Below are 24,485 nucleotides of genomic sequence, written 5' to 3' on the forward strand. Positions count from 1 at the left end.
TCCCTCGGGTCAGAAACGACACCAGGTCAAGACATGGTCTTCAAAAAAACAATATCGCACCGTGATGCGAGTACCGCGCCTCCAGCGGGAACTCCAGTCTTGCGTGAGGATAAAAACCAGCGAGGCGGGCGTGATTGAGGTGAGGGCGGCAGCGTTAAAATCTTCAAATTGAAGCGTGGCGGGGAAGAGGGCTTTAAAAAGCGCTTCCTTCGCAGAAAACATCAATGTAACGCCTGAGGAGAACTCACCGATCTCCCGCATTGATCGCCATTCAAGGGGCGACGCCACCAGACTCGCTATATTCTTCGCTGTTTCCATCCCGATGATTTGCTCAACATCGACCCCGATCTGGCCGCCCTTATTTTCAGGCGCAACAAGACTGATCGCCCATTTCCGACTGTGACTGATGCTCCCGATCCGGCAAGCGGGCCAATCGACCAGGCCATTATGCAAACGGTGCAGTGACGCCGCGCCGTCAAACCCGCTATCCCGCAACGCCCTCAGGGCGCAGTAACGTCCCGCCAGAAAGGCGCGCCGCCGCGACGGATGCGCCTGCTTGAGGGAAAGCGGCAGCAAATCGATTATGCCTGACGTCTCACGGACTTCATGTAACGCAATCATGCGCGCGGCCACGCGATTTTCCGAGATGAGTCGGGACAGGTTCCGGCATTGAGCAGGACGCGGCACGATATACTGCCACGCCGCATTATTCAGCGGCCCGGCCGCCGCCTCCGCCCCGCCGCGCGCTTCAAGGGGCGTGACCGCGTGACCCGTCGACTGTAAGGTCAGCATGGATCGCTTCAGATCATCCATCCCGCTTCTGCGCAAGCGCGACAAGTTTCTTGCGGTCAAGCTTCCCGACGGCCGTTTGCGGCCAATGGGTGATCCACGCATATTGGTCCGGAATTTTATAGGCTTCCATGCCGTTTTTCCGCAGGAATTCCCGAATGGCGAGGTCGGGCAATGTACGGGACGGGCCTTTGAGGAAAGCGCAGGTGCGTTCCCCGAGATGCGGGTCAGGCGCCGCCACCACCACGGCCTCTTCAATATCGGGGTGGCGCGTCAAAGCGGCTTCCACCTCCGCCGCCGCGATTTTCTCTCCCGCGCGGTTGATCTGCTCCTTTATCCGGCCCATGACGGTGATGTTACCGTCTGCATCCTGACATACGAGGTCACCCGTGCGGTAATAGCCCTCTGCCGTGAAGGATGCGGCATTTTGCGCGGCTGCTTTATAATAGTTGCTGATTGTGTATGGTCCGCGCGTCAGGAGTTCACCCGTCTCGCCCGGCGCCACCTCATGGCCATCCATATCGACAATCATGATGTCATCTTCCTGCGACATCGGGCGTCCTTGTGTATTGAGAATGACATGTTGCGCGTCATTGAGCCGCGTGTAGCAAATCAGCCCTTCCGCCATGCCGTAAACCTGCTGGATGGTGGTGCCAAAGACCTCTTGCGCCTGCTTCACAAGCGCTGCATCAACCCGCGCCCCGCCAATCTGAAGAAGCCTGAGGCTGGAGAGATCGCTGCTTTCCCATGTCCGCGCCTCAATCCACAGGCGGAGTAAAGGCGGCACCAGCGCGATGTGGGTGACGGACTCCCTTGCGATCAGCGGCATGATTTCATCGCATGAAGCCGCGTTTGCCAGCACCACCCGACCCCCGTGGGAAAGCACGCCCAGAATGCCGGGGCTGGAGAGGATGAAATTATGCGCACCCGGCAGGATGGCAAGATAGATGGTGATTTCATCCACTCCCGCCATCTCGGCGGAACGTAGAAAAGTGAAAGCATAATCCGCATGGGTGCGCGGGATGAGCTTGGGCGTGCCTGTCGTCCCGCCTGAAAGGAGAAGGAGGGCGAGATCGGTGAGGGCGGGTGGTTGGACCGGATGGAACGGCGCATCCAGTGCAGAAAGCTGCAAATAATCTTCAGGGACGTCCGTGCCATCCAACACAATCAGGCGCAGGCAGGGATGTGCCTGCTGTAGCGACCGGGCAAGAACCTCATACTGAAATCCATGAAGTTCCCGCGCGGCAAAATAGGCAACGGGCTGCGCGTTGGCGACCAGCGCGCTGAGATCATGCAATCTCTGGGCCGGCATGGCCATGATGGGCGTGACGCCGAGGCGCAGCGCGGCCAGCAGGGTCGTGACAAGGCCGATGCTGTTCGGCATCTGGATCAGGATGCGATCGCCTTCTTTCAACCCCGAATTTTGAAGGGCGCCAGCCAGGCGATCAACGCGGCGGTCCAGCGCGGCGAAAGTCATGCTGTCATCGCCATGCACCAGCGCGATGCGGCTCCCCCATTTACGCGCCCACTCTGACAGCATCCCGCCGATCGGCGCTGTAAGGGTGATGCCGTCAATTGTTAACGGCTTTGTGGAAGGGGCGAGATCGAGGTCAAGCATGGTCGGCACCCTCCATCTTGGCGACATGATCCGCATGGGCCGCGACGATATGACTCAAAAAACCTTCCGGGTCGCGCATGGGATAAAAGTGATCTCCGGGAAATGTAACGGATCGGACAAGGCTGTGAAGCCACGGCGTCCAGGCCAGAACTTCCGTCACAAGGGCCTCCTGGTCATCCTCACCGGACATCAGCATTGTCGGCGTCTGGATAAGGCGCTTCATGTCATCGCGCCCATAGGATTCGGTTGCTGAAAAATCCGCGCGCAGCATCGGCATGAAAATTTCCAGGACCAGGGGATTATTTTTGACCATATCGTTGCATCCACCAATCGCAACCAGCAATTCGAGAAATTTCGCATCATCATGACCGCTCAGCTTTGTACGCGGTGCGAGATGCGGGGCATGACATCCGGACAGAACCAGCAGATCCGGTGACCTCCCTGCGGCTTCCAGCCTGAGGCATGTTTCAAAGGCGATCTGCGCGCCCATACTATGTCCGGCGAGGATGATGCGCCGGTTTTTGAAACCGGCATGAAGGAGCGCGCCCGCGACCTCATCTGCCAGAGCGGTGACGTCATAAGTCAGGGGGTCATCCATCCTGTGATCACGACCGGGATAAGTAACCATGGCGATATCAAGCGCCGGTGACGTGACATGCCGCCACTGCCGGAAAGCGCCGATCCCGACGCCCGCATGGGGGCACATGATGACGGTGAGATCCGCATGCGTCTCATTGAGCGGTGTCAGACAACTGGGGTGCAAGATGTTATTCATCATATTCTCTCCCATGCAGAGGACGTGGCGCATGTATTGATGTGCAGTGTTTCAGGCGGCGTGACATTGCGCTCATGCGCCGGGCCGGTGCAGTGCAGGATGGATTGCCACGCGGCGGCGACCTGATGTTGGTGTGATGCGTGCGCGTCTAAAGACGCGTCCGCGCCATCCAGAGCCGTGCAGATCGCTTCAAGCAGGCGTCGCACGCAGGTCGGGGCGTCATGCTCAAAAATCTGTTGCCATGTCTCCGGCCCCGCATGCAGGATCTGCCGCGCGGGCAGTTTGAGGCGCAGACGTGTTTCGGGCGGGCCGTCATAAAGGGTTGTGCTGGCCGCCAGATGGGCGGGGTCAAACCAGTTACCCACCCATATGACCGGGCCGTAACTTGAAGTGAGGCTGAGGTAACCCTCCGGCCAACCCAGCAATATCTGGTGCATGACCAGACTGTGCATGTCCGGGTCTTCCGGATCAATGTAGTTCTGCAGGGACAGCGAGATGTCAGTCCGGCCGCAGGTCAGACGCAATGAGTCGGCATGGAGCCCGTTCAGGATCCTTGAAGTTGTCTCCGGCAGGGTGATCGGATGAGCCATCGCCTGAAGCAGCAGGTCAAGGCCGGAATAGAGTAATTGTCGGCTCGTGGTGAGGGTGGCGATCTGCGGAGGGCCGACGCGGCTTTGAATCTGACGCGCCGTATCGATCCAGATTTTCCCGGCTGTCGCGCTGCTGTAAAAGCTGCTGACCCAGTAAATCCGCCGCAATTCGTGTGCCAGTTTCTGCAGGCGGGCGACTTCCTCCGGGTGGACGGGATGTTCCTGCACGACATGGAGGCCCCGGCGCAGCAGGCTTTCCGCGAGGCGGGTGCCCGCACCCCCGACGATGGTGGAGCGCACAACGACGCAGGCCATGTCGATATCCCGAGGCACGTCTTCAAGGCGCGTGTAAAGCGGCACCCCGAAAGCATGGGCGAGTTTGCGCGACCGCTCACTGCCATTGGCCAGTATCCCCGCCAAAGTGACACCGGGTATATCGTCGAGGAAGGCATTGGCGTAAATCTCACCAAATTTTGCGCCGACGATCAGAACGCGGCGCGGGCGTCTTTCCGTCATGATACAGCGACTCCCAGCCACTCATCAACGCGTTTCGCCACCTCAAGCGCCCATTTTTCATGAAGCAGGAGCGACCAGTGATCTGTCGGCATAGTCTGATATTCCGCCTGCTGAAAATAAGCGGACCAGTCTTCCGCCGCATCTCCCCAATGTTGAGGCCGGGAGGCGGCGCGGATGCATAGGCAGCGTCGCGGTGGCTCGAAATCAATCTCATGCCCCCGCAATAATTTCAGCAGACTCAATGTCTGTTGCAGCATCGCGTCGCTGATCGGAAATTTTCCAGCCAGTGTGTCGGGTCGTGCAGCCATCATGGCGTCGAGATCCTCGCGCTGGGTCGCGCAGAAATCCGCCGCGAGAACCGGCTCAATCAGGATAAGGTCAACGCTCTTCCCCCGTCGTGAGAGGACCCGCGCACATGATTGCGCGAGGAAAGCGCCATATGACCAGCCAAGCAAGGTAAGTGTGCCGTCAATGCCAGCGGCCAATATGGACTCGGCATAACGTATGGCGAGCCCGTCGAGGGTTTCGATCTTCTCTAACGAGGCGAGTTCCAGCCCGTAAGTCGTTGCTTCAAGATGTTGGGCGAGCGGCAGATAGGCCGCAACGCCGCCATCAGAAGCATGGAAAACGAAGATATGCATTTTCGCTTCCTTCCGCATGAGGGTAATGGGCGCGTGGCCGCGATGGGTTGCGGGCGGGACGAGGGATGCACAGAATGCGCGCAATTGCGGGCTGGCGAAAAGCCTTTGCAGGCTGACACCCTCAAACCCGGCACGGGCAAGACGGGCCACCACGCGTGTCGCGATCAGACTGTCCCCGCCCGCATCGAAAAAGTCGCTCTCAACGGAAATCGGCCGCCCCAGAAATTCCCGCCATATTTTGATCACGGTTTCCTCAACCTCACTCGGGAGGGTATCGGAGGGCAGTCTCGTCAGTTCGTTACGGTCACCATGTTCTGTCTCGGAAGGTTTACGGCGAGGGAAATGCAGCGTTTCTCGCTGACGCAGGGTCAAAGCGGGCAGGTCTGCGCCATGGCGCGCGCGCAAACCCTGTTCAATCGCGGCAAAATCCGGTCGGTGGATGCGCGTCGCTGTCGCGAGGATCAGATGTTGGCGTAAAGGTGACGTGGCCTCTTCTGGATAAGTAAGGGGGACGTTGAAACCATTCTGCGTCAGAAGCTCCCGCCAGCGCGGCATGGGGAGGAAGGCCTCATGGGTTTGATGACGGAAATCATGATAGCCATTGAGACCCTCCAGAAAGCCGATTGTTGCCAGTTGGAGGGCGGAATGAGGTTCCGTCGCTTCAATCATCACGAGTGCGCCGCCAGGTTTGAGCAGCCTGCCCATGCGCCGCAATGTCCGCCCGATATGCGTGGCGTCATGCAGGACATTACCCGCAATGATCACATCGTAGCCCCCCTCGATCGCGAGCCTTTCATCAAGCGGGGCATTGATGTCGAGGCGCTCAAACGCCATGAAATCATGCGCCCCGAAAGCCCGTCGCGCTTCACTCAGGAAGAGCGCCGATATGTCAGTGAAGACATAGCGGGCAATGCGGTGTGCCATGGCGGGGAGGAGGGTGCGCGTTGCGGCCCCCGTGCCACCGCCGATTTCGAGGATGGAGACGGGGCCGTCAGATGTTTCAGCGAGATCGGTTGTGACGGTTCTGGCAATATCATGAAGATGCTGCGAAACAGGATTTGTCGCGTAGAACACGTCCATGATCCGGTGTTGCTCATCATAAAGCAGATCCAGCGCATTCGCTTCACCGGTGAAGAGCCGACCATGATGCGCTGTGCAGCGCGCCAGATAATCGAGGAGTTTCGCCACCCATGCGGGGGCGCTCTCCGACGTCGCGCCTGTTTCGGCGTCGGCCCGCTTCTGAGTCGCAGTAAAGGACGTCCCATCCGGCGTCAGGAAGTGCGTCGCGACGAGTTTCTGTAGCCACTGCGCCAATAGCCGGTGATGCTTCGGAATGACGTTCAGCGCTTTTCTGATGTCAGTGACAATGTGCGTCTGACTAGCCTGAGTGAAGAGACCAGCGTGACGCAAGGTGTGCATCAAAGCGGCCAGCGCATGTTTTTCGATAAGCGCCCAGGCCTGACTGACCTCATCGCACAAATCTTTTGGAAGAGCGGGAAGAAGCGTTGCAGGCGGCGTGCTGGCAGGGTGAAAAGGTGCTTCGGGAACAGCGTCGATATCGTCTGTGACGACGTCAATCACATAGTGATCCGGGTTGAAGAGATCGGCCTGTGCCCGCGCAATGCCCGGCAGGCTGCGCAGGTCGCTTTCCAGCGCCCGGCAGAGGCGGGTCGCGGTGTCTTCTCGGCTTCGCCAGCGCGCTACAGGGTCATATTTATGCCCATCAGGGTGTCGGGCGGTGAGGATTGTTTCTTCCATCAATTCCGGCTTTTCAGCCAGGCCACGCAGAAGATGGGTGTAGGTCTCGAAAGCATCGGCACAAAAATTCTCTGCAAGGACATCATCCATGCAATACCAATTGAAAATCAGCGCGCCCTCGATTTCCATCACCTGATGATCAAGCCAGACTTGCGGTGTCTGGGTAAAAACATGGGTCGGGTCACCAAGAAAACTCTGCATGGCCTGGTCGATACGCAGCCCGTCCAGCGTCATTCCCAGCATGCTGGTAAAGACGATGGGCATTTGCGGCGCATGGGAATGGCCCTGAATTCTGGCCAGCTCGCGCAGAAGCTCCACGCCATTGACCTCTTTATGTTGCAAAGCGGCCTGAAGCGTTTCCTGCGCGCGCAGCATATCGCCGCGAAGGTCACGTTTTTCCCTGAGGTCGAAAGCAATGAGTAGGACTGACGTGAAATCCCCGATCACCTGATCAATCTCCTCATGCACGGCCTGACGGTCAAACATAGTGAGGTTGAGGGTGAATTCCGGTTGTCGCGCCCAGATTTCCAGCGTGCGCGCAAATAAAGTCAGGAGACCGACGGAGGGCGTCACCCCCCAACTTCTCCAGCGCGCCTTGAGTCTCTGCCAGTCTTGCGCCTCAATGCGTCCTGTCCGCGTCTCAAGTCGGGGCCGGGCGGGCGGGCTTAGCGTATTGAGTGGCAAAGCGGGGGATGGGGGCAGGTCGTAAAGGCGGTCGCACCAATAAAGCCAGTCTGTCTGCCATGCGGCACTTTCCCGCCGCGCAGCCTCCGCCATGACATAATCGCGGAAAGTAATGGAGAGCGCCGGGAGGGTCTCGCCCCGATAGGCGGCTGCGAGGTCATCCATCATGATTTTCAGGCTGCGCACATCAAATAATAGCAGATCAAGATGCAGATGCAGCCGGTAACAATGCGCATCACATGTTGAAATTGCGATGTCGAAGAGAGGCCAGCGATCCGTCGGCAGCACGCGTGATGAAAGCGTCTCCCGGAATTTCAGAAGATCCTCCTCACGCTGTGCGGGCGTCAGTCCGGTCAGGTCACGCCGGGCAGGATTGTAATGCGGGACTGATGCAAGGATATGTTGCTGGCCGTCAGGTGCGATGATCATGCGCAGCATGTCGTGACGTTTGATCAGGGCGTTCCATGCCGCCGTGAAGCGATCCGGGTCGATCTGGCGGCGGTCGAGATCCCACTCGAAAAGAATGTGACAGGCGATCCCGCCATAGGCGATAAGCTCCGTTCGGCCGACCCAGTAAGCATGTTGGATCGGCGTCAGCGGAAAGGGGGAGAAGCGGTTTTCACGATCATGTTGCAGATGGATGGCGGCAGGCGTCGATAATGCCGCGTGGCTCGATGCGAAGAGAGTTTGCGCGATGGCGTTGATTGTTTTTCCCGTATCGATCATGCGCGCGTCGAGCCGTCTTGTGCTGCGCTTCTCAATAAGGCTCCGCAGCTCAAGCAGGAGGAGGGAATCCACACCTAACGCGATCAGGGTTTTATTCCGATCGATCGCTTCGATATCAGGCAGACGCAGGAGCGTCGCGATCATCTGTGCCAGCCAGTTTCCCGCCTCATCCTCCGTCTCAAAATGGCTGCGTGCATCATCCTGCTTGTCGGGCTCGGATGTCGGGAGGCCCGGAGCGGCGGCGTTTACGAGGTCACGGTGAATCGCGTTCAGGGCGTCAGGGATCAGGCGCATCGCCAGGCGGTTCCGTCGGCACCGCATCACACTCTGTTCCAGATGCCAGAGCCCTTCGCCCGGTGTGATCAGCCCCATACCCTGCGCGGCCAGACTGCTTTGGAGCCCGTCATCATCGGCCCTGCCGTGACCGCGCCAGGCACCCCATGCGATGGACATCACTTTCAGCGCCGTGTCGTTTCGGTGCGCCGCCGCCAAACCGTCGAGGAAGCCGCAGGCCGACGCATGGGCCGCCTGTCCGGCCGTGCCCATCACCGCCGCAGCGGAGGAATAAAGGAGGAGGTAACGACCGCCATGGGTGGCGAGCCAGCTTTGCAACGCGTCAGAAGCTTCCGCTTTAACCGCCCAGACACGCTTGAAGGCCGCTTTATCTACCAATTGGAAGAGACTGTCCTCGATCAGCCCGGCCGCGTGGATGACGCCGGCAACACCACCCGCCGCCGCGAGTTCTTCAAGCGCATCTGTGAGTTGGCGGTGATCCGCCACATCGCAGGGCAGCCAACGCAATGTCACGCCATGGGCCATGCGCATCTTCTCCGCAAAATCCCGCCAATCTTCGGGAGCACGCGGCGCCAGGATCGCAATTTGCGCAGCATGATGCGCGGCCAGCCAGGCGATCGTCAGCCGGCCCAGACCGCCAAAGCCACCGGTGACAACATGCCATCCCGGCATGTCAAAAGCGGATAAAGGCAGGGGTTGGGCGTTGGCGGTAAGCGGCACGATGCATTGCCGCCTCGCGATGCCATCTCTCACCATCACAAAGCGTGCTCCCGCTTCAACGCCGCGCAAACCAGAGAGGAGATCCGCCGCTTCTGACGCGTGATCAAGGTCGATGATCGCAATTTTCTGCTGAGGATATTCCTGCACCGCGACTTTAATCAGCCCCCACACGGCGCGGTGCGTCGGTTGCAAGGGGGCGTCCTGTCCATGCGGCCAGCCATTTCGGGTGATGATCACGAGCGGGGTGGCGGCCTTCTCTGTGAGATGGTGCCTCACCGTCTGCAACAATGCGAGAGGATCCGTTTTTCCGACGCGCAGAAGATGGAGTGTCATGCGCGACTGAAAATCCACTGTGCCTTCGCCCTGCGCCATTAATGCCGTCAATGATGGGATGTCGGCGTCGGCATTGGGGAATATCTCAGCACGGGGCGTCATATCTTCCCAACCCACTTCATATTGCGTTGACAAGGATGGCGTCGGTGCGGGCAGATCGGCGGCCTCATGGCCGGGGTGGATCACATGCCAGGCACCGTAAGGATCTTCCGCTTCTAATGAAAGCCGTCCCCGTCCGAAGGGCGTCGCGCACCAGGCCAGCCTGACACGGCCGACAGGGTGGGAGGGGGTCGGGTAACGGATGATTTCCGGTTCATTTTCCTCACCGCCATGAAGTCGCTTCAAGGTGCGGGCCGCTTCAATGAGATATTGATTCCAGAGCGATGGATCGGCATTACATTTTGACCAATCCGCCAGGTAAAAACCGTCTGACGTCAAGGGAGTACCAAGCACAGGATGTTGGTTCTCCGCTGGTGCAGGCAAGTCCGGCAATGCCGCAATCGGGCATGTGGCGAGGATGATATGCTCGCCCATTTCCGCCGTTTGCGTGCCATCATCGGGCAGCCAGTCAATCCGGGCAAATCCGGCTGCGCGGCAATGTTTCCGCCATAGCGCTTTCGTCAGGAAAAGTTGGCCCGCGCGCTCCTCCAGGTCAAGAAGGGGAGAGACCAGCGGCCCGAACACGAAATCGAACAATCGCATGGGCTGAGTGATTTCCCGCAGGAGGAGGTGGCCGCCCGGTTTCAGGAGGGACCGAAGTCGCGTCAGCGTGTGCCCGACATGATCCGTCGCATGCACGACATTGGCGGCGATGATCAGGTCATAAGTCCCGCATGTGAAGCCCTGCTTCTCGGGTTCTTTCTGCAAATCGAGCAGGTCATAACGCATAAAAGGATAAGCGGCGAATTTCTCCGCCGCGCGCCGGGTGAAAACCGGCGATATGTCCGTAAAATGGTAAAGGACCTGATCCGCCGCGCTGATCGCCGTAACCATGGCGCTGGTTGTGCCGCCCGTCCCGCCGCCGACTTCCAATATGCGGAAAGGCTTGTGACGCGCACTTTCCTCCCGCAACATGCCTGCCAGAATCCCGGCGGCAATTTCATTGAAATAACGCCCGAAGCTGAACTCCTGATAAAGAACTTCCACGCCGCGTGACTCCCCCTCGGGGAAGATGATCTCGACCGGCGCGACCTGCCCGCGCAGCATGTCGAATAACTGCGCGCCCGCGCGTTCGACGGTCGCGGGGATGGCGTGCAGGCCCTCACAGCATGAGGCCAGTTTGTCAAGCAGCTCAGGGCAGGAGGCATGCGGAATGATGTCGGGTCGGGCGGGCCGATAACGCTCACCTATCCGCACATAATAACCATCCTCAACGCACGCCTCGACCATGCGGCCCAGTAATTGCCGGTATCTTGGCAAAAGCCGCCCGCCACGCAGGATTTCGGAAAGTGTGACGCCGTCCTCCCGCCATGCACCGATGCAGCAAAGAATGAGTCGATCCAGATAAATGGCGTGAAGGGTGCGCGCGCAATCGTAAAGCTTTTCGAGGCGGGGGAGGTTAAGCATGGCGGCTTGCGTCAGCGCCGTATGACGCCCGTGATCAAGCCCGACGCGCAGGCGCGGATGCTCAGCCTGCATGTCCTGCGCCATATCCCTTTCATCCCGCCAGTGACGTGACCGGTCGAAAGCATAAAGCGGGGCATGAATGCGACGTCCTGAAATGGCGAAAATCTGCCGCCAATCCAGATCAATCGCAGCGGTAAAGAGGGCGCATTGCGCCTCTTCAAGCTTCTCCGCGGCGGGGATGTGGCGCTGCGCGGAGGCGATCCAACGATGGGAGGTGGGATGGTCACTCTGCGCGATACGGGTCAGGATCGCATCGGGACCGATTTCGAGAAATATATCTGCGCCCGCCTGAATGGCTTTATCGATCCCATCTTTGAAACGGACGGGCGTCCGCAGATGCTGTCCCCAGAAGCCGGGCCTGTTAAGGTCGTCACCTGATGCAAAATCACCATGACAGGTTGAAATCAGCCTGACTTCGCCATCCCGCGCCTTCAATTTCCCGGCTTCCACATCGAACCGGTCCGAAATCGTGTCCATAAGCCGGGAATGCGCGGCCCCGGCAACGGGCAGATGGTTGAAGGGGGTGCCGTCCTGCTCAAGGGCGGAGGCCAGTTTCTCGATCGCGTCGACTGACCCTGAAAGCACAATCTGCGCCGCACCATTAATGGCGGCAATGTCGAGCCCGAACCGCTCTGCCCAGTCGCGTGCCGCGTCTTCCCCCATATGCAGGCTGATCATCCCGCCTTTTTGCGCTGCGTCCATCAGGGCGCCGCGAAGGCAGAGAAGCGGCATGACGGCTTCCAGATCCAACATGCCTGCAATGACGGCGGACGCATATTCCCCGACCGAATGGCCGATGACGATGTCCGGGCGTAAACCGCGCGCGCGCCAAAGGGCGGCCATGGCGATTTCAAACGCAATAATGGCTGGCTGCGCGTAACGCATCTCGGAAAGAAGTGCGCCCGCATCCCCTAAAAGCACCTCACGTAAAGAAACGGGCAGGACCGCGTCGCAGGCGGCGATGCAGCGCGCCAGCATGGCCGCGAAATCGGGTGATACTTCGATATAGCTGCGCGCCATCGCCGGCCAATGCGCGCCCTGACCGGTGCAGAGAAAAGCGATTTTACCGCGCGCTGTGCCATCATAATGCAGCCCGACGGGATGGACCCCTTCCGAGAAGGCTCTCAGTAAAGTGCGGCTTCCGTCATCCAGGCGCAGGGCCAGGCGATGACGCAAATCAAGCTGCCGCGCCATCAGCGCTGTGTGCGCGAGATCTTGCGGGTTTTCACGTTCAAGCGCCTCGGCATATCGGCCAGCGAGGCGTCGCAATGCGGGTTCGGATGCCGCGCTCAGCAGCAGAACGGGTTGTCGCGCAGGGGAGACGCCTGGCGGTGCCCCTTTTTGATGCTGCGGCGTGACATGCCTCAATTTATCGGGCAGGGAGCCGATAATGACGTGGCAATTCGTCCCCCCGATCCCGAAAGATGAGACCCCGGCATGACGCGGCGTGGACGACCAGGGCAAACCCGCCGTCGGGATGTGGAAGGGAGATTCATCAAGCCGCAAAGCCGGGTTGGGATGCTTGAAATGGGCGCATCGCGGGATCACACCACGCGCGACGCACATGACGGCTTTCAGGAAGCTGACAATCCCGGCAGCCGTGTCGAGATGTCCGAGATCACCTTTGACGGAGCCCAACGCGCATCGCGACCCGTCCTGACGGGCATCGAAAACCTCCCGAAGCGCCTGAACCTCAATCGGATCACCCAGAGGGGTGGCGGTGCCATGTGCTTCGATCAAGCCGATCTCATTCGGTGAAAGCCCGGCGACCGCCATGGCCTCCCTGATGACACGTTTCTGACCGGAGACGGAGGGTGCGGTGAATCCGGCTTTGCTGGCACCATCATTATTGACGGCATTTCCGCGAATAACAGCAATGACCGGGTCTCCGTCCCGCAGGGCGTCGCTGAGGCGGCGTAATGTGACGCTGGCCACGCCATGCCCCGGGAAGGTGCCATTCGCATCCATGTCAAAGGGGCGGCACTTCCCGTCCGGCGAGAAGATCATCCCGGGCTGATGCAGGTAGCCCCCAGGCTGGGGGAAGGAAATCGCGACACCGCCCGCCACCGCCATGTCGCATTCGCCAGCACGTAAGCTTTCACAAGCTAGATGCACCGCGACGAGGGAGCTGGAACAGGCCGTCTGCACCGTCAGGACGGGGCCGGAGAGATTGAGCTTATAGGCGACGCGCGTGGCCAGATAGTCTTTATCATTCCCCATGAGTGATTGCAGGCTCTTCACCTGCCCGGCCTCTGCCGGGTCAATGCGTCGCTGACCGGGATAGGTACTGACGCGCGTCGCCCCATAAATGCCGGTCCGGAAAGAGACTTCGCGCGGCGCGTAACCGCCATGCTCAATGGCGTGCCAGACGGTTTCAAGAAACAGCCTTTGCTGCGGGTCGATAAGTTCAGCCTCCTGCGGCGAATAGCCGAAAAACGCCGCATCGAACGCATCGACATCCTTGATACAGCCATGCAGCTCCACGTAATTCGGGGCCTGCATGGCAGCACGCCGCTCACCTGAAATGGCCTCTTCAGGCTTGCATGGCGGCGTGGTCTTCTTTTCGCCCGCAAACATTAAATCCCAGAAGGCTTCACTATCAGGCGCATCAGCCAGGCGGCACGCATAGCCGATGACCGCGATCGGGTCACAATCGCCGTAATGTTCCTGAATCATGTCCTCAAGGGTTTGGGGGGCGGATTGATTGATGGAGGGCTTATTCATGGTGGTCATCCCGATCCGCTGACGTCAAGCTGCCTGTGCGGCGCTGCATGTTTATTTTTCGACGGTTGCGCATAAGGCGACCTGCATCGGCGGGAGGGGGCGCGGCGGCCTGCATCTTTTTGAGGTGAAGGGCGAGTTCCTGAGGTGACGCGTGGCTGAAGAGATCCGTCACTGTCAGGTCCGAATACCCGGCATCCCGCAATAATTTATGGAATTGCACGAGATGAAGCGACGTGCCGCCACGATCGAAAAAATTCTGACGCGGCGCCATGGCGTAACCAGTCACCTCCTCAAATGCCTGACAGAGCCATGCGAGAAAGGCGGGGTCCGGGCGCTCATGACGTTCCTCACTTTGCCGAGTGGACGTGGCCGGACGCTTGGGTGCGCTTTCAGGCCGTGTCGCGTCCTGAGATGGGGCGCCGATCAGCAGGGACATGGGCGCTTCCCAGATCGCGTCCTCATGCACGAGTTGCGTCAGGAGGTGGCAGTACGCGCCAAACTGGGCTTTGAGCATAGCCGGGTCAAAAAGCGCTTCAGCGACGTCCCAGTTGAAGTGCAGTCTGCCATCCGCCTCATAAACCTGATGATCAAGCCAGACTTGCGGCGTCTGGGAAATACCGTCGCGCGGTTTCAGGAAAGCGCTTTCAGACAGGAAGCGTCCGTCGGAGACGCCGATGGCGCTTGTAAAGATAACGGGCATGGATGCGGATGCCTGGCCCAGAGACGCGGCAAGCTGGCGCATCACCCAGATCGCCGACACATCGCGATGGGCAAGATCCTGTCCCAGCCGTTGCTGTAAGGCGATCAATGTCGTGCGCCAATCCGCCTCCGGCGACCATTCAAGAAGCAGGAGGGACGTGAAATCCCCTAAAATGCGGTCAATCTGCGGGTGGATCGGCGTCCGATCAAATAATGTCAGGTTCAGCGTGTGCTTCCGCGTTTGACTCCATCGTGAGAGGGACGTGCAGAAAGCGGCAAGCAGCACAGTTGAGGGCGTAACACCGCTCCCGGCGGCGCGGCTTTTCAGTTGGGACCAGACCTGAGGGGTGAGGCTGGATGATAGCCGCTTGAAGACCGGGCGATATAACTGCGCCGGGTCGCTTTTGAGCGGCAAAGGCGGGGCCGGGGGGAGCAGAGGCAGGCGCGCCCGCCAATAATCGCGTGACTGTGGGGCGGGTTTCTGCAATGCCTGATGGACCTGATAGTCCCGGAAGGTGATGCCAGGATCTTCAGCGTGGGTCGCGCGACCTGTATAGAGATCATCCAGTTCAGCCAGAAAAATCTGCATACTCATGCCATCCAGCATGAGATTATCAAGTGTCATGAAAATGCGGGTGATATTGCCCCCGTCTGAAGCTGCCTGAATGTCGAAAACCGGCCAGCTTTCAGGATTCAGAAGCTGATGGGAAAGGGCATCCCGCCAGATTTCTAAATCATGTGAGTCGAGGCTGGGGAAAATCCGGCGATTGAGCCTGTAAACCGGGACATGTTCAAGAACCTGCTGCTGCGTGCCCCGCACCACGCAGCGCAGCATGTCGTGCCGTCTGATCAGGTGGTTCAACGCATGCTCAAATTTCTTAACATCCAGGTCGGTGACGTCGAAGGTGATGAAAAATTGCGACCCGACACCGCCGAGCGCGAAATCGGGTTGTCGCCCGACGAGATAAGCCTGCTGCACATCGGAGAGGGGGAAGGGCGCGTAACGATTGGCGATATCATGCGTCAGCGTCACGCCATCTGTCGCGGCACGCGTCAAAGTCGCGGCAAATTCGGACAGGACAGGGCGCGCAAACAGCATATTGAGCTGCGCTTCATAGCCCTCACTGGCCAGGGCGCCGATCAGGCGCGTTGCAAGTAGACTATCGCCCCCGATGGCAAAAAAGTGACTGTCCCGCGTGACGTCCGTCAATTTGAGGAGGCGCTTCCAGATCGCGGCGACGCAGGCTTCCGCCGCGTTGCGCGTCTGTGGGGCAGGCGTTAACGGACTGGCGGGCGCGTCATCCGCATGGGTCTTCTTCAGTAATGCGGCGTGATCGATTTTCCCATTCGGGGTGAGTGGCCATGCGTCAAGGAAACGGATCTGGCGCGGGATCATATATTCCGGCAGTTTCCGGGCAGCGAGGGCACGCAGCGTCTCGATATCCGGCCTTTGATCGGCGGCAGCACGGTGGAGGATCAGGCAATTCTGATCACCCATTCGCACTGCATCCTCGCAGATCAAGCCGCGCGCTGCCAGCCGGTCCCGCCATCCCTCGGCACTGATGATCCGATCGGCCAGGCTGTGGCCGCCATTCAGCAAATCCGCACTCACGCAGGCGAGAGGCGGCAGAACGGCAAGCTCCATCACGAAAATCAGGGCACCGGGCCGCGCCACATGCATTACCGCGTCCAGACCGGCTGCATCCAGGCGATGAAGGGCGTTATTGGCGAGGACAATATCCGCCTGGCCAGCAAGCGCCGCGCGGGTCTCGCCATGCCAGTGCGTAAATGTCAGGCCCGGGTCCCGCGCATCTCGCGCCTCCGCCCGGCAGATCATCTCCGCTGATTCATCGGTCGCAATATATTGCGCGCTTCCCGACGGCAGGGCGCGCATGAGGTAACGGGCCGTCAGGCCGCTGCGTGCCCCGATTTCGACGATGAGCGGACGGTGATGGATGCAGCGGGTGATCGCTGGCACGGCGTCCGCAAGCCAGTGCAGGGCTTCTTTTGTTCCCGGCAGCGTCAGCATTTGCGTTTCCGGCGCCCAGTTTTCATCGTCGAGGAGGGTGTTCGGCGGGGCCGCGCCGGTTAATATCGCGTGCACCGGATGATGCAATGTTTCAAAATCCTGCAAAGGCGCTGCAACAGGTGAAGTCACTTCAGCGCAAATGGCGGCCCATTGCTCAAAGACCGGTAGAAAATGCGGGGTGGCACCGTACTTCGCGCAAGCTTCTGTCGGATCCGATAGATCCTCCAGAGATAAACCTTTCATATCGAGATGCGCCGCGATGAAATCCCGGACGGCTGCACATGATTGTGCCCTGTCCGTGGCGGGTAAGGATGTTTCAATTGTCCTGAAGCAGCTTTTATAAATCTCGTTCGCAGGTGCGGCTTCGTCAGATACTGGAGACATCTCATCCGAGGCTGGAATGAGGAACGTGATCAACGACCTGTCTCGCCCCTCCGTCGCCAAAGTCAGGCTTTGCCTGATGCCGGGCAGGGATGAGAAGGCGACATCAATCTCGGCCAGTTCGATCCGATAGCCGCCGATCTTGACCTGCCTGTCCCGCCTCCCGAGAAATTCCAGCGTCCCATCGGGCCAGTAGCGGCCCATATCGCCGGTTTCATACCATCTCTCGCCCTGATACCGGACAAATTGCGCCGCCGTCCGGGTGGGGTCGTTGAGATAGCCCATCGCCACACCCGCCCCGCCAATCCAGAGTTCTCCCGATATCCAGTCAGGGCAATCGCGCCCGTTATGATCGACGACACGGAATTTCTGATTTGTCAGCGGGTGGCCATACGGGATGGAGCGCCATGATGGATCAATGTCGCCAACTTCAAAGTGGTTGGACCAGATCGCCGCTTCCGTTGCCCCGCCCAGCGCAAGGAGACGCCCCTGCGTGTTGAAGGCATGGAAACGCCCCGCGAGATCAAGCCCGATCCAGTCGCCGGACAGCAGGGCGACGCGCAATATCGCCGGGGCGCGCGTTTCAAATCCCTCGGCATATGTGATCAGCATATCGAAAAGTGATGGGACTGAATTCCACACCGTGATATTGTGGCGGGCGATCAATGTGCACCAAGTGCCGGGGTCTCGGCGCTCGGCCTCATCAAGCATGACGATGGCAGCGCCTGCGGAAAGCGCGCCGAAAATATCGTAAACGGAAAGATCAAAATAAAGCGCGGCGAGGGCCAAAATCCTGTCCGAAGGGGTCAGGGCGATCCGGCGATTAATATCCGCGCAACTATTGAGCGCCGCGCGGTGGGAGATCATCACCCCTTTCGGCACACCTGTTGAGCCGGAGGTGTAAATCACATAGGCCAGCGCATCATTGGAGATATGGACGATCTCATCAAGCGGTGCGCAATCCTGCATCGTCTCCCAAGGCACAATCCGGCATCCCAGGTTGCCCCACGCATCGTGCGCGGAGGATGTCAGCAGGATGTTGATTCCGGCCTGATTCAGAATGATGTTCAGACGATCTTCCGGTTGATCATAAGCGAGGGGGACGTAGGCCGCCCCGACCGACAGGATGGCCAGAACCGACACGACGTGACCCACGCCGCGCGCCATGCAGATGGCGACCCTGTCTCCCGGTTTGACGCCTGCTTCCAGCAAAGAGCGCGCGCAGCGGCGGGCCATAAGGTCAAGCTCGCCATATCGCGTCTCCCGTCCGCGATGAATAATGGCGATGGCTTCCGGCTGCGTGACCGCCTTGTGGAAGAAACCGTCATGAAGCGTGTTCTGCGGCAGGGGGCCGCGAACGTCATTCACCTCAGCCCGTATGCGGCGCTGCCCCTCCGGGAGCAGGTCGGGCAGGGGGTGTTCCCATAAGGCAGTGTCAGCGGCCAGGGCATCGATAAGCGCCACATAGGCCCCGAACATGGCGTCAACCATTCCCGCGGGAAAAATCGGGTCCGCACTGTCCCATTGCAGGCAGACGGAGTCAGAGAGTCGGTAGGCAAGGTGGTCGATTGAAACCTGGGGGGTTTGCGACACGCCCCAGCCCGGGCTTCCGATCGTGCTGGCAGGATCCGCGCCGAAGAGGGGGTCGCCCAGCGCGCCGGTAAACACAATCGGGGCACCTTGCGGATGTTGCCCGCGCTTGCGCAGATCCCGCAGGATCTCGATGCCGGAATAATCCCTATACTCCCAGCATGTCGTGAAACCATCGATATTCTGCCGGACCAGATCCGAAAAACTTTCACCTTCGGCCGCCATATCGACCAGAATGATTTTCGTGAAATCGCCGATCATGGATGTGACATCCGGATGAAAAGGCTGCCGATCAAAAATCGGGACGTTGAGAAGCAGGCGGGGCTGATTGCTCCATCGTGCCATGACCATGGCAAACGCGGTCGCGAGCGCCATTGTCGGCGTATGTCCCCGGCGCGTGGCTTCCTCGGAAAATCGGGCCCAGACCTGTGCGTCCAGCACATGACGCCGCCGATGACGCGTCACGGCTTCGGAACTGACGGCTGTTTCCATCATCGGCAATGCCGGGGCGGGAGGCAGATTTTCAAGCCGGGCCTGCCAGTAAGTGCGGGCGCGCGTCCTTAATGCTGCATCATGGGAGGCGGCTTCGGCCAGATAGGCGCGGAAGTCATATTTCCGGTCAAGGGGTGGGAGGGTGTGGCCCGCGAGCAGAGCGGCCAACTCGCTGAAGAGGATACTGAAACTCGCCGCGTCAAGAATGAGAAGGTCGAGATTAACGTGCAAGCGATGGCGGTCCCCTGGCAGAAGCGTCAATCGGAAGTCAAAGCAGGCGCCATTTTGAACGTCGAGCAGGCGATGGCCATAAGTGGCGCGCATCGTCTCGGCATGGGTGGTAAGCTGCTGGGGCGATGCATCACGAAGGTCGTAAATGTGCGCGCCGGTCCAGCGAGGCGGTCCGATCCATCTTTGCGCACCATCCGCGCGGATCGCGACATTCAGCATCGGGTGGCGATAAATCAGCGTTAATATGGCGTGATTGAGCGTTTCAAGTGTGAGGCCGTTACCGTCAAATTCCTGATAAAGATGACACCCGACGCCGCCAAGCGGCTGGGCCGGTCCCCGCCCGACGAGATAAGCGTGCTGAATATCCGTCAGGGGGAAGGCCGCACCATCCAGCATGGTCGGCCATGGCTTTGGCGTGCTATCCGGCGCGCGCGGTTGGGCGTCGTCAAGCTCCCTGATCAGGCAGGACCAGTCTTTGAGGGATGGTTTTGCGAGAAGCTGTTTCAGCGTCACACCATGCCCCGCCACGCGAAGCCGATTGACGCATGCCATGGTGCGGAGGGAATCAAGCCCGAGCATGAGCAGATTATCCGCGGCAATGATGTCAGCGGACGGGATACGCAATTCAGTCGCAAGCCAGTTGGCGAGGTCATCGAGGGCGGGCGGGCAGGGTACATCGCCTTCCGGCAGTAACGCAATATTCGACATATTCCGCAAATCCCCTTCTTTTTATAATAATGATAATTATTCGCAATTTAAAAGCAGCATCGTGCAGCTTGAGGCGGTATCGCCGCACGATCGGGATTTTCTTTGGAAGGGGGTCAGCCCCCTTCGAAAGGTTTTTGAAGCAATTTCAGTATGGGTATGGAGGCAAGGGCGATGCAGGTGGCACAGGCAAAACTGGCTTCATAACCGGCCTTCCCTGCGAGACTCGTCCCCGCAAACCCTGCCATCGCCGCGACGACGGCGCTGACGCTCTGGAACACCGCGTAATCGAGCCCCGGCTGGCGCGGCGATGTCAGCCCCATCACCCGTGAGAAAAGCACCACAAAACCCGCCGCCATCACGAGCGACTCAAGGAAGAGAAGCGCGATGAATAAGGGCAGGCCGCGATGGCCGAGCAATATCGTGAAACTTGCGAGGCTCAAAATGACCGAAGTCACGATGGCGATGGCGGTCAATGAAGTGGAAGACCCTGATTTCCGCACGCAGAAATTGCCGAGAACCGTGCCCATTAAACCGGCGCCGATGCCGACAATGCCATTAAAGGCACCGATGAAAGTGAGGGAGACGCCGCCATCCAACAGATAAAGGGCGCCCAATCCTTGCGTCATACGCCTTGCTGCATCGAAAATGATGATCATGGCGATGCCAGCTTGAATTTCCCGACGTTTCAGCGCCCAGAGGAGGTTGGGCCGCCATCCGTGCGCAAGTCGGGTGCTGGCGTGCATCAGGCTGGATGGGACGGTGTGCGGGAGTGTCAGAAGAGGGGCACTGAGCAGGATGGTCACGCCACCCGCCACAAGGCAGCTGACGGGCCAGCCGGCGCTTTCATAAAGTGCGGGCAGAAAACTGCCGCCCAATGCGAAACCAAGATAACCGCCGCCCACCTGCGCCGTTGCGCCGAGACGGCGGAGGTTGGGGGGGAAATGCGCGATCAGATAGCCGTCCGTGGCAATGTCAATGATGCTGGCCAGAAACGCCGCGCCGGAGAAAATCGCGAGAAATGGCAGGACGCTGTTGAAGGAGATGAGGGCGGACCCGACGATCAATCCGGCAATCATGAGTTCCGCCAGAAAAATCGCACGTCCAAGGCCGAAACTGCCCATCATTTGCTGGCGCAGTCGCTCAACCCTGGCGGCCCATAAGAATTTGAGAGCCCAGACGAGGATGATGGCAGAGAAGACGGCAATCTGCTCCATCTGGACATGTTTCGACCGCAAGATGGCGGGAAGGGCGACGAAGGTCAGCCCGCCCAACTGCCCCTGGATTGTGTAGACACCCCAGATTGCGATGAGAGCGCTGCGTTCACTTCTCTGCGGGCTGACGAAACGCGCAAATCCTGCCGTGAGGGTAATCATCTTTCCGCCGATGCGATGCGAAGGTTGAACCCGACCGTGCGACCAAAACTGATTTGCGCGCTGCCCCCGCTGCCGCTCATAAACCCGTAAGTGCGATAGAGCTTATCGGTGACATTATTGGCGTAAACCGTAAATTCGTAGCGGGAGCCGAACAGCCACGTGGCCCGTAAATCAAGCTGCGCGAAAGTCGGCTGCTGAAGCTTGTTTTCAATGTCAAAATATTGAGGCCCGGTGACGCGCAGATCAATCGCCGGTTTGATGATGCCGTGGCCCGTATCCAGGCTTGTCGTCAAATGGGCCGCGGCCGCGAAAGCCGGGACGAAGGGCAGGAGATTACCGTTATTATTCGTCCCGTCACTATTCTGAAAATCATCGAATTTCGAGACGGTGCGATTGCCATCGAAACCGATGGTCCATTTCCGCCAGAAATTCCAGCTCATTTCACCTTCCACGCCGCTGGCATGGGCATGGCCTGCGCTTGAGATGATCTGGCTTCCGATGGGCCCCACATAAATCTGCGCATCCTGCAGACGATTGTAAAAATAGCCGACCCGCGCGAGAAATCCCTGCTTGTGATAAAGAGTGCCCATCTCATAACTCAGCTCACGCTCCGGATTATAGGGCATCGCATCCTGAAGCGTGTGGGGCGCGTAATTGAAGCCAGCGGGCTTGTAACCCTGACTGACACGTCCATGCAGATGCCAGCCCGGAAGAGCCTCGTAATCGAGAGAGACATTGCCCAGACTCATATTCTGATTTTTGTGGTTCTGTCTGGAAAACTGGGTCACGCCGCGGGACGTGGAGGAAAACGCGATATCCGACATGTCGCGCGACAGGCGTCCACCCAGCCCGAGGCTGAGTTTCTCCAGCAAATGCCAGTAAATATTGCCATAAAGCGCGACGGTTTCGGCTCGGTTGGAGGAGCGTTTGAAGGGGTAGGCATTTGTCGAAGACAGGGTTGTCGTCTGCCGATGCTGATAAGTCGTCTGATGGAAAAAGCCGGTGACGAGATCATAGCGTTTATGCTGCCCTTCCGTCCCGAGGCGTAGTTCCTGCGTATTGGCGGCCCATTGTTCAGGCTGAAGTGACGTGTAGCGCCCATAGGGAAACACGCGGGAGAAGGACCGGTCCTGCAGGGAAGTAATGGCGCTGATTTTCCAGCCGGGGAGATGGTAAATGCCGCGCAGGGATTCGTCATGGCCGCAACGTTTCAGCCGTGGGTCCGGCGTGCCCGGTGCCGTGCTGGTGACGCGGCGGGAGGCGATATGATCAAAATCGATGTAGACATCCTGGCTGCCATAACTGCATGACCCATCGACGGAGAAGCCGATTTCCCAGGGTTGATCATCCGGTGCCAGCCGCAGAACGGCACGGCCCCCCCGCGTTTCATAGCCGCCAAGATGGGTGGAGCCGGTATTTGGATTGGTGATATTGCCGGGATAATCCTGACTTGTCAGAAACATCGCGCCATAGAGCCAGTGCTGCACAATTGCACCGCTGGCATTGGCATTGACATGATAGCCATAACGGCTTTCAGCACCGTCATCGAACGCTGCTTTTGTCCTCGGACCGGGTTGGCGCGTGGCGATATCGATCACGCCGCCTTCAGCACTCTGGCCGTAAAGGGCGACTTGCGGCCCGCGGAGGAAATTGACGCTTTCAACATCCATCAGTGCCTGCATCGCATTGATGGGCAGGACGGGGACATCGTCAACATAGAATGTCGTCGCCGGGTGATAGAAATCCTGCGCGGAGGTGATGCCGCGCACTGTGATGGATGGATAGAGGAAATTGCCGCTATTCGAGATTTGTAACCCGGGCAGAACCCGGCCCAGATCATTCGTGTCACGCACCTGCGCCTGCCGGAGCTGCGTGGCGGATACGAAGGACCCGCTCGTCCCCATTTCATCAAGGCGGCGCGGCTGGCGCACCCCGACGACGAGGATCTTCTCCCCCTGAGGCTGCGTGACCGTGTGGGAAGATCGTGGTGCGTCTTTTGTCAGTGGGGCGGCTCTCGCGCCCGGTGTCAGAAAAATCAGGCCAAGCGGCCCGACACGTTTTACGAAAAACCGCAGGGACCGCGCCTTAATGGCCTGGTCGGGAACGGAAATAGTGACCGCGCGCGGCGCTGACTTGGTGCTTCTGACGAACCTGCCGGACTGGGCGAGGGAGAGAGTTCGTCTTTTTTGTTCATCTTCCCGCATTGGTAAGTTCCCCATAAGCGAAATGTTGTTGACGTGTGGGTGTCAAGGGTTGATGACAGTGAGAATCATTCTCATGAAGATTTGTCGGGAAGATCAGATGGATGTCAAGATGGTCGGGCCCGTTGCAGCCTGCAGTCGCGTCTCAACCAACCCGCTTATCGAACTCGGAGCGGGGTGCAGGCCGAGAGCGACGCGCCAGTTATTCTCGCGCCGGGCGAACGTCCATCTTCTGACGGCGATGGGAGAAACTGGCGGAATTCTAACGAAACTCAGTCCTGTTTCTGACAAAGTTTCATCGCATGGGACGCTTTTGGAAGCACCTCGATGACCTGATGAGAGAGCTTCTCACTTCCCGATCGTGCCGGGGACAAAAATATCTTTTAGGAAAAGTCAAAGCTCAAAGGTCGCTGACGCACGTGACCTTTATTCCGTCTGTGAGACGGTAAGAACATCCTGGCGAAGGCCGGTGACGGGGAGGCGAAGCGGGCTTTGCCACGCCAAATCCTTTATTTAATGAGATCCTGCAAGCTGTACCGATCAAGAACCGACATGAAGTCACTCAGCGCTTCCGCCAGAACACCGCGTAAACGACAATTTCTACCGAGAATGCAGACCGGGCCATCGTCCGATATCCGGGCTTCCTGCGTGCAGGGGACCAGGGCCATGTTTTCTTCCGTAAAGCGGACGACATCTCCGATACGAATTTCCGAAGCGGGTCGCGCCAAGCGAAGGCCGCCATTTCGCCCCCGAAGCGTCTCGATAAATCCGCCAATGCCCAAGCGGTGAATAATTTTCACGAGATGATTTTCGGAGACATCATAGGTCTCAACAACCTCCCGGATGGAAACCAGTCGATCCGTGTGGGTGCCGAGATAAATCAATGTCCGGAGGGCGCAATCAGTGTGAAGGGTGAGACGCATCGGTTAACATATATATAATTTACACCTTTTTTTCAAAGGCGATAAAAGATGTGCATTAAATACA

9 protein-coding genes are annotated in these 24,485 nt (G+C 59.0%); all 9 read right to left on the reverse strand.

Annotated features, from left to right (window positions below):
• Nucleotides 1-9: 9 nt before the first annotated feature.
• Nucleotides 10-813: a 4'-phosphopantetheinyl transferase family protein gene (locus N5W20_RS01735; protein ID WP_319807212.1), complete on the reverse strand. Its 804-nt coding sequence runs from the start codon at nt 811-813 to the stop codon at nt 10-12.
• A complete protein-coding gene (locus N5W20_RS01740; RefSeq protein ID WP_319807213.1) occupies nt 806-2,407 on the reverse strand; it encodes a (2,3-dihydroxybenzoyl)adenylate synthase in 1,602 nt (533 codons plus the stop codon). The genes N5W20_RS01735 and N5W20_RS01740 overlap by 8 nt, the downstream gene beginning before the upstream one ends.
• Nucleotides 2,400-3,185, reverse strand: coding sequence for a thioesterase II family protein (locus tag N5W20_RS01745; RefSeq protein WP_319807214.1), 786 nt, complete (start codon nt 3,183-3,185; stop codon nt 2,400-2,402). The genes N5W20_RS01740 and N5W20_RS01745 overlap by 8 nt, the downstream gene beginning before the upstream one ends.
• Nucleotides 3,182-4,288 (reverse strand): Gfo/Idh/MocA family oxidoreductase, encoded by a 1,107-nt coding sequence (locus tag N5W20_RS01750; protein WP_319807215.1) that lies wholly within the window; start codon nt 4,286-4,288, stop codon nt 3,182-3,184. Before N5W20_RS01750 ends, N5W20_RS01745 begins: the two co-directional genes overlap by 4 nt.
• Entirely contained in the window at nt 4,285-13,794 is a 9,510-nt protein-coding gene (locus N5W20_RS01755; protein ID WP_319807216.1) for an SDR family NAD(P)-dependent oxidoreductase, read from the reverse strand. Before N5W20_RS01755 ends, N5W20_RS01750 begins: the two co-directional genes overlap by 4 nt.
• On the reverse strand, nt 13,787-19,924 hold the full coding sequence (locus N5W20_RS01760) for a non-ribosomal peptide synthetase (protein ID WP_319807217.1): 6,138 nt from the start codon (nt 19,922-19,924) through the stop codon (nt 13,787-13,789). Before N5W20_RS01760 ends, N5W20_RS01755 begins: the two co-directional genes overlap by 8 nt.
• A 113-nt stretch (nt 19,925-20,037) precedes the next feature.
• Nucleotides 20,038-21,297 (reverse strand): MFS transporter, encoded by a 1,260-nt coding sequence (locus N5W20_RS01765; protein ID WP_319807218.1) that lies wholly within the window; start codon nt 21,295-21,297, stop codon nt 20,038-20,040.
• Entirely contained in the window at nt 21,294-23,501 is a 2,208-nt protein-coding gene (locus N5W20_RS01770) for a TonB-dependent receptor (protein ID WP_319807219.1), read from the reverse strand. The genes N5W20_RS01765 and N5W20_RS01770 overlap by 4 nt, the downstream gene beginning before the upstream one ends.
• A gap of 506 nt (nt 23,502-24,007) precedes the next feature.
• Nucleotides 24,008-24,421 (reverse strand): Rrf2 family transcriptional regulator, encoded by a 414-nt coding sequence (locus N5W20_RS01775; protein WP_319807220.1) that lies wholly within the window; start codon nt 24,419-24,421, stop codon nt 24,008-24,010.
• Between the last annotated feature and the right edge of the window lie 64 nt (nt 24,422-24,485).

Origin of the sequence: Candidatus Kirkpatrickella diaphorinae, assembly GCF_025736875.1 — a bacterium.
In the GTDB taxonomy this organism is placed as follows: domain Bacteria; phylum Pseudomonadota; class Alphaproteobacteria; order Acetobacterales; family Acetobacteraceae; genus Sorlinia; species Sorlinia diaphorinae.

What these genes read in the sequence shown, in the direction of transcription:
- N5W20_RS01735 (WP_319807212.1), bottom strand. Translation starts at nt 813, where the DNA reads ATGGATGATCTGAAGCGATCCATGCTGACCTTACAGTCGACGGGTCAC.
- N5W20_RS01740 (WP_319807213.1), bottom strand. Translation starts at nt 2,407, where the DNA reads ATGCTTGACCTCGATCTCGCCCCTTCCACAAAGCCGTTAACAATTGAC.
- N5W20_RS01745 (WP_319807214.1), bottom strand. Translation starts at nt 3,185, where the DNA reads ATGATGAATAACATCTTGCACCCCAGTTGTCTGACACCGCTCAATGAG.
- N5W20_RS01750 (WP_319807215.1), bottom strand. Translation starts at nt 4,288, where the DNA reads ATGACGGAAAGACGCCCGCGCCGCGTTCTGATCGTCGGCGCAAAATTT.
- N5W20_RS01755 (WP_319807216.1), bottom strand. Translation starts at nt 13,794, where the DNA reads ATGAATAAGCCCTCCATCAATCAATCCGCCCCCCAAACCCTTGAGGAC.
- N5W20_RS01760 (WP_319807217.1), bottom strand. Translation starts at nt 19,924, where the DNA reads ATGTCGAATATTGCGTTACTGCCGGAAGGCGATGTACCCTGCCCGCCC.
- N5W20_RS01765 (WP_319807218.1), bottom strand. Translation starts at nt 21,297, where the DNA reads ATGATTACCCTCACGGCAGGATTTGCGCGTTTCGTCAGCCCGCAGAGA.
- N5W20_RS01770 (WP_319807219.1), bottom strand. Translation starts at nt 23,501, where the DNA reads ATGCGGGAAGATGAACAAAAAAGACGAACTCTCTCCCTCGCCCAGTCC.
- N5W20_RS01775 (WP_319807220.1), bottom strand. Translation starts at nt 24,421, where the DNA reads ATGCGTCTCACCCTTCACACTGATTGCGCCCTCCGGACATTGATTTAT.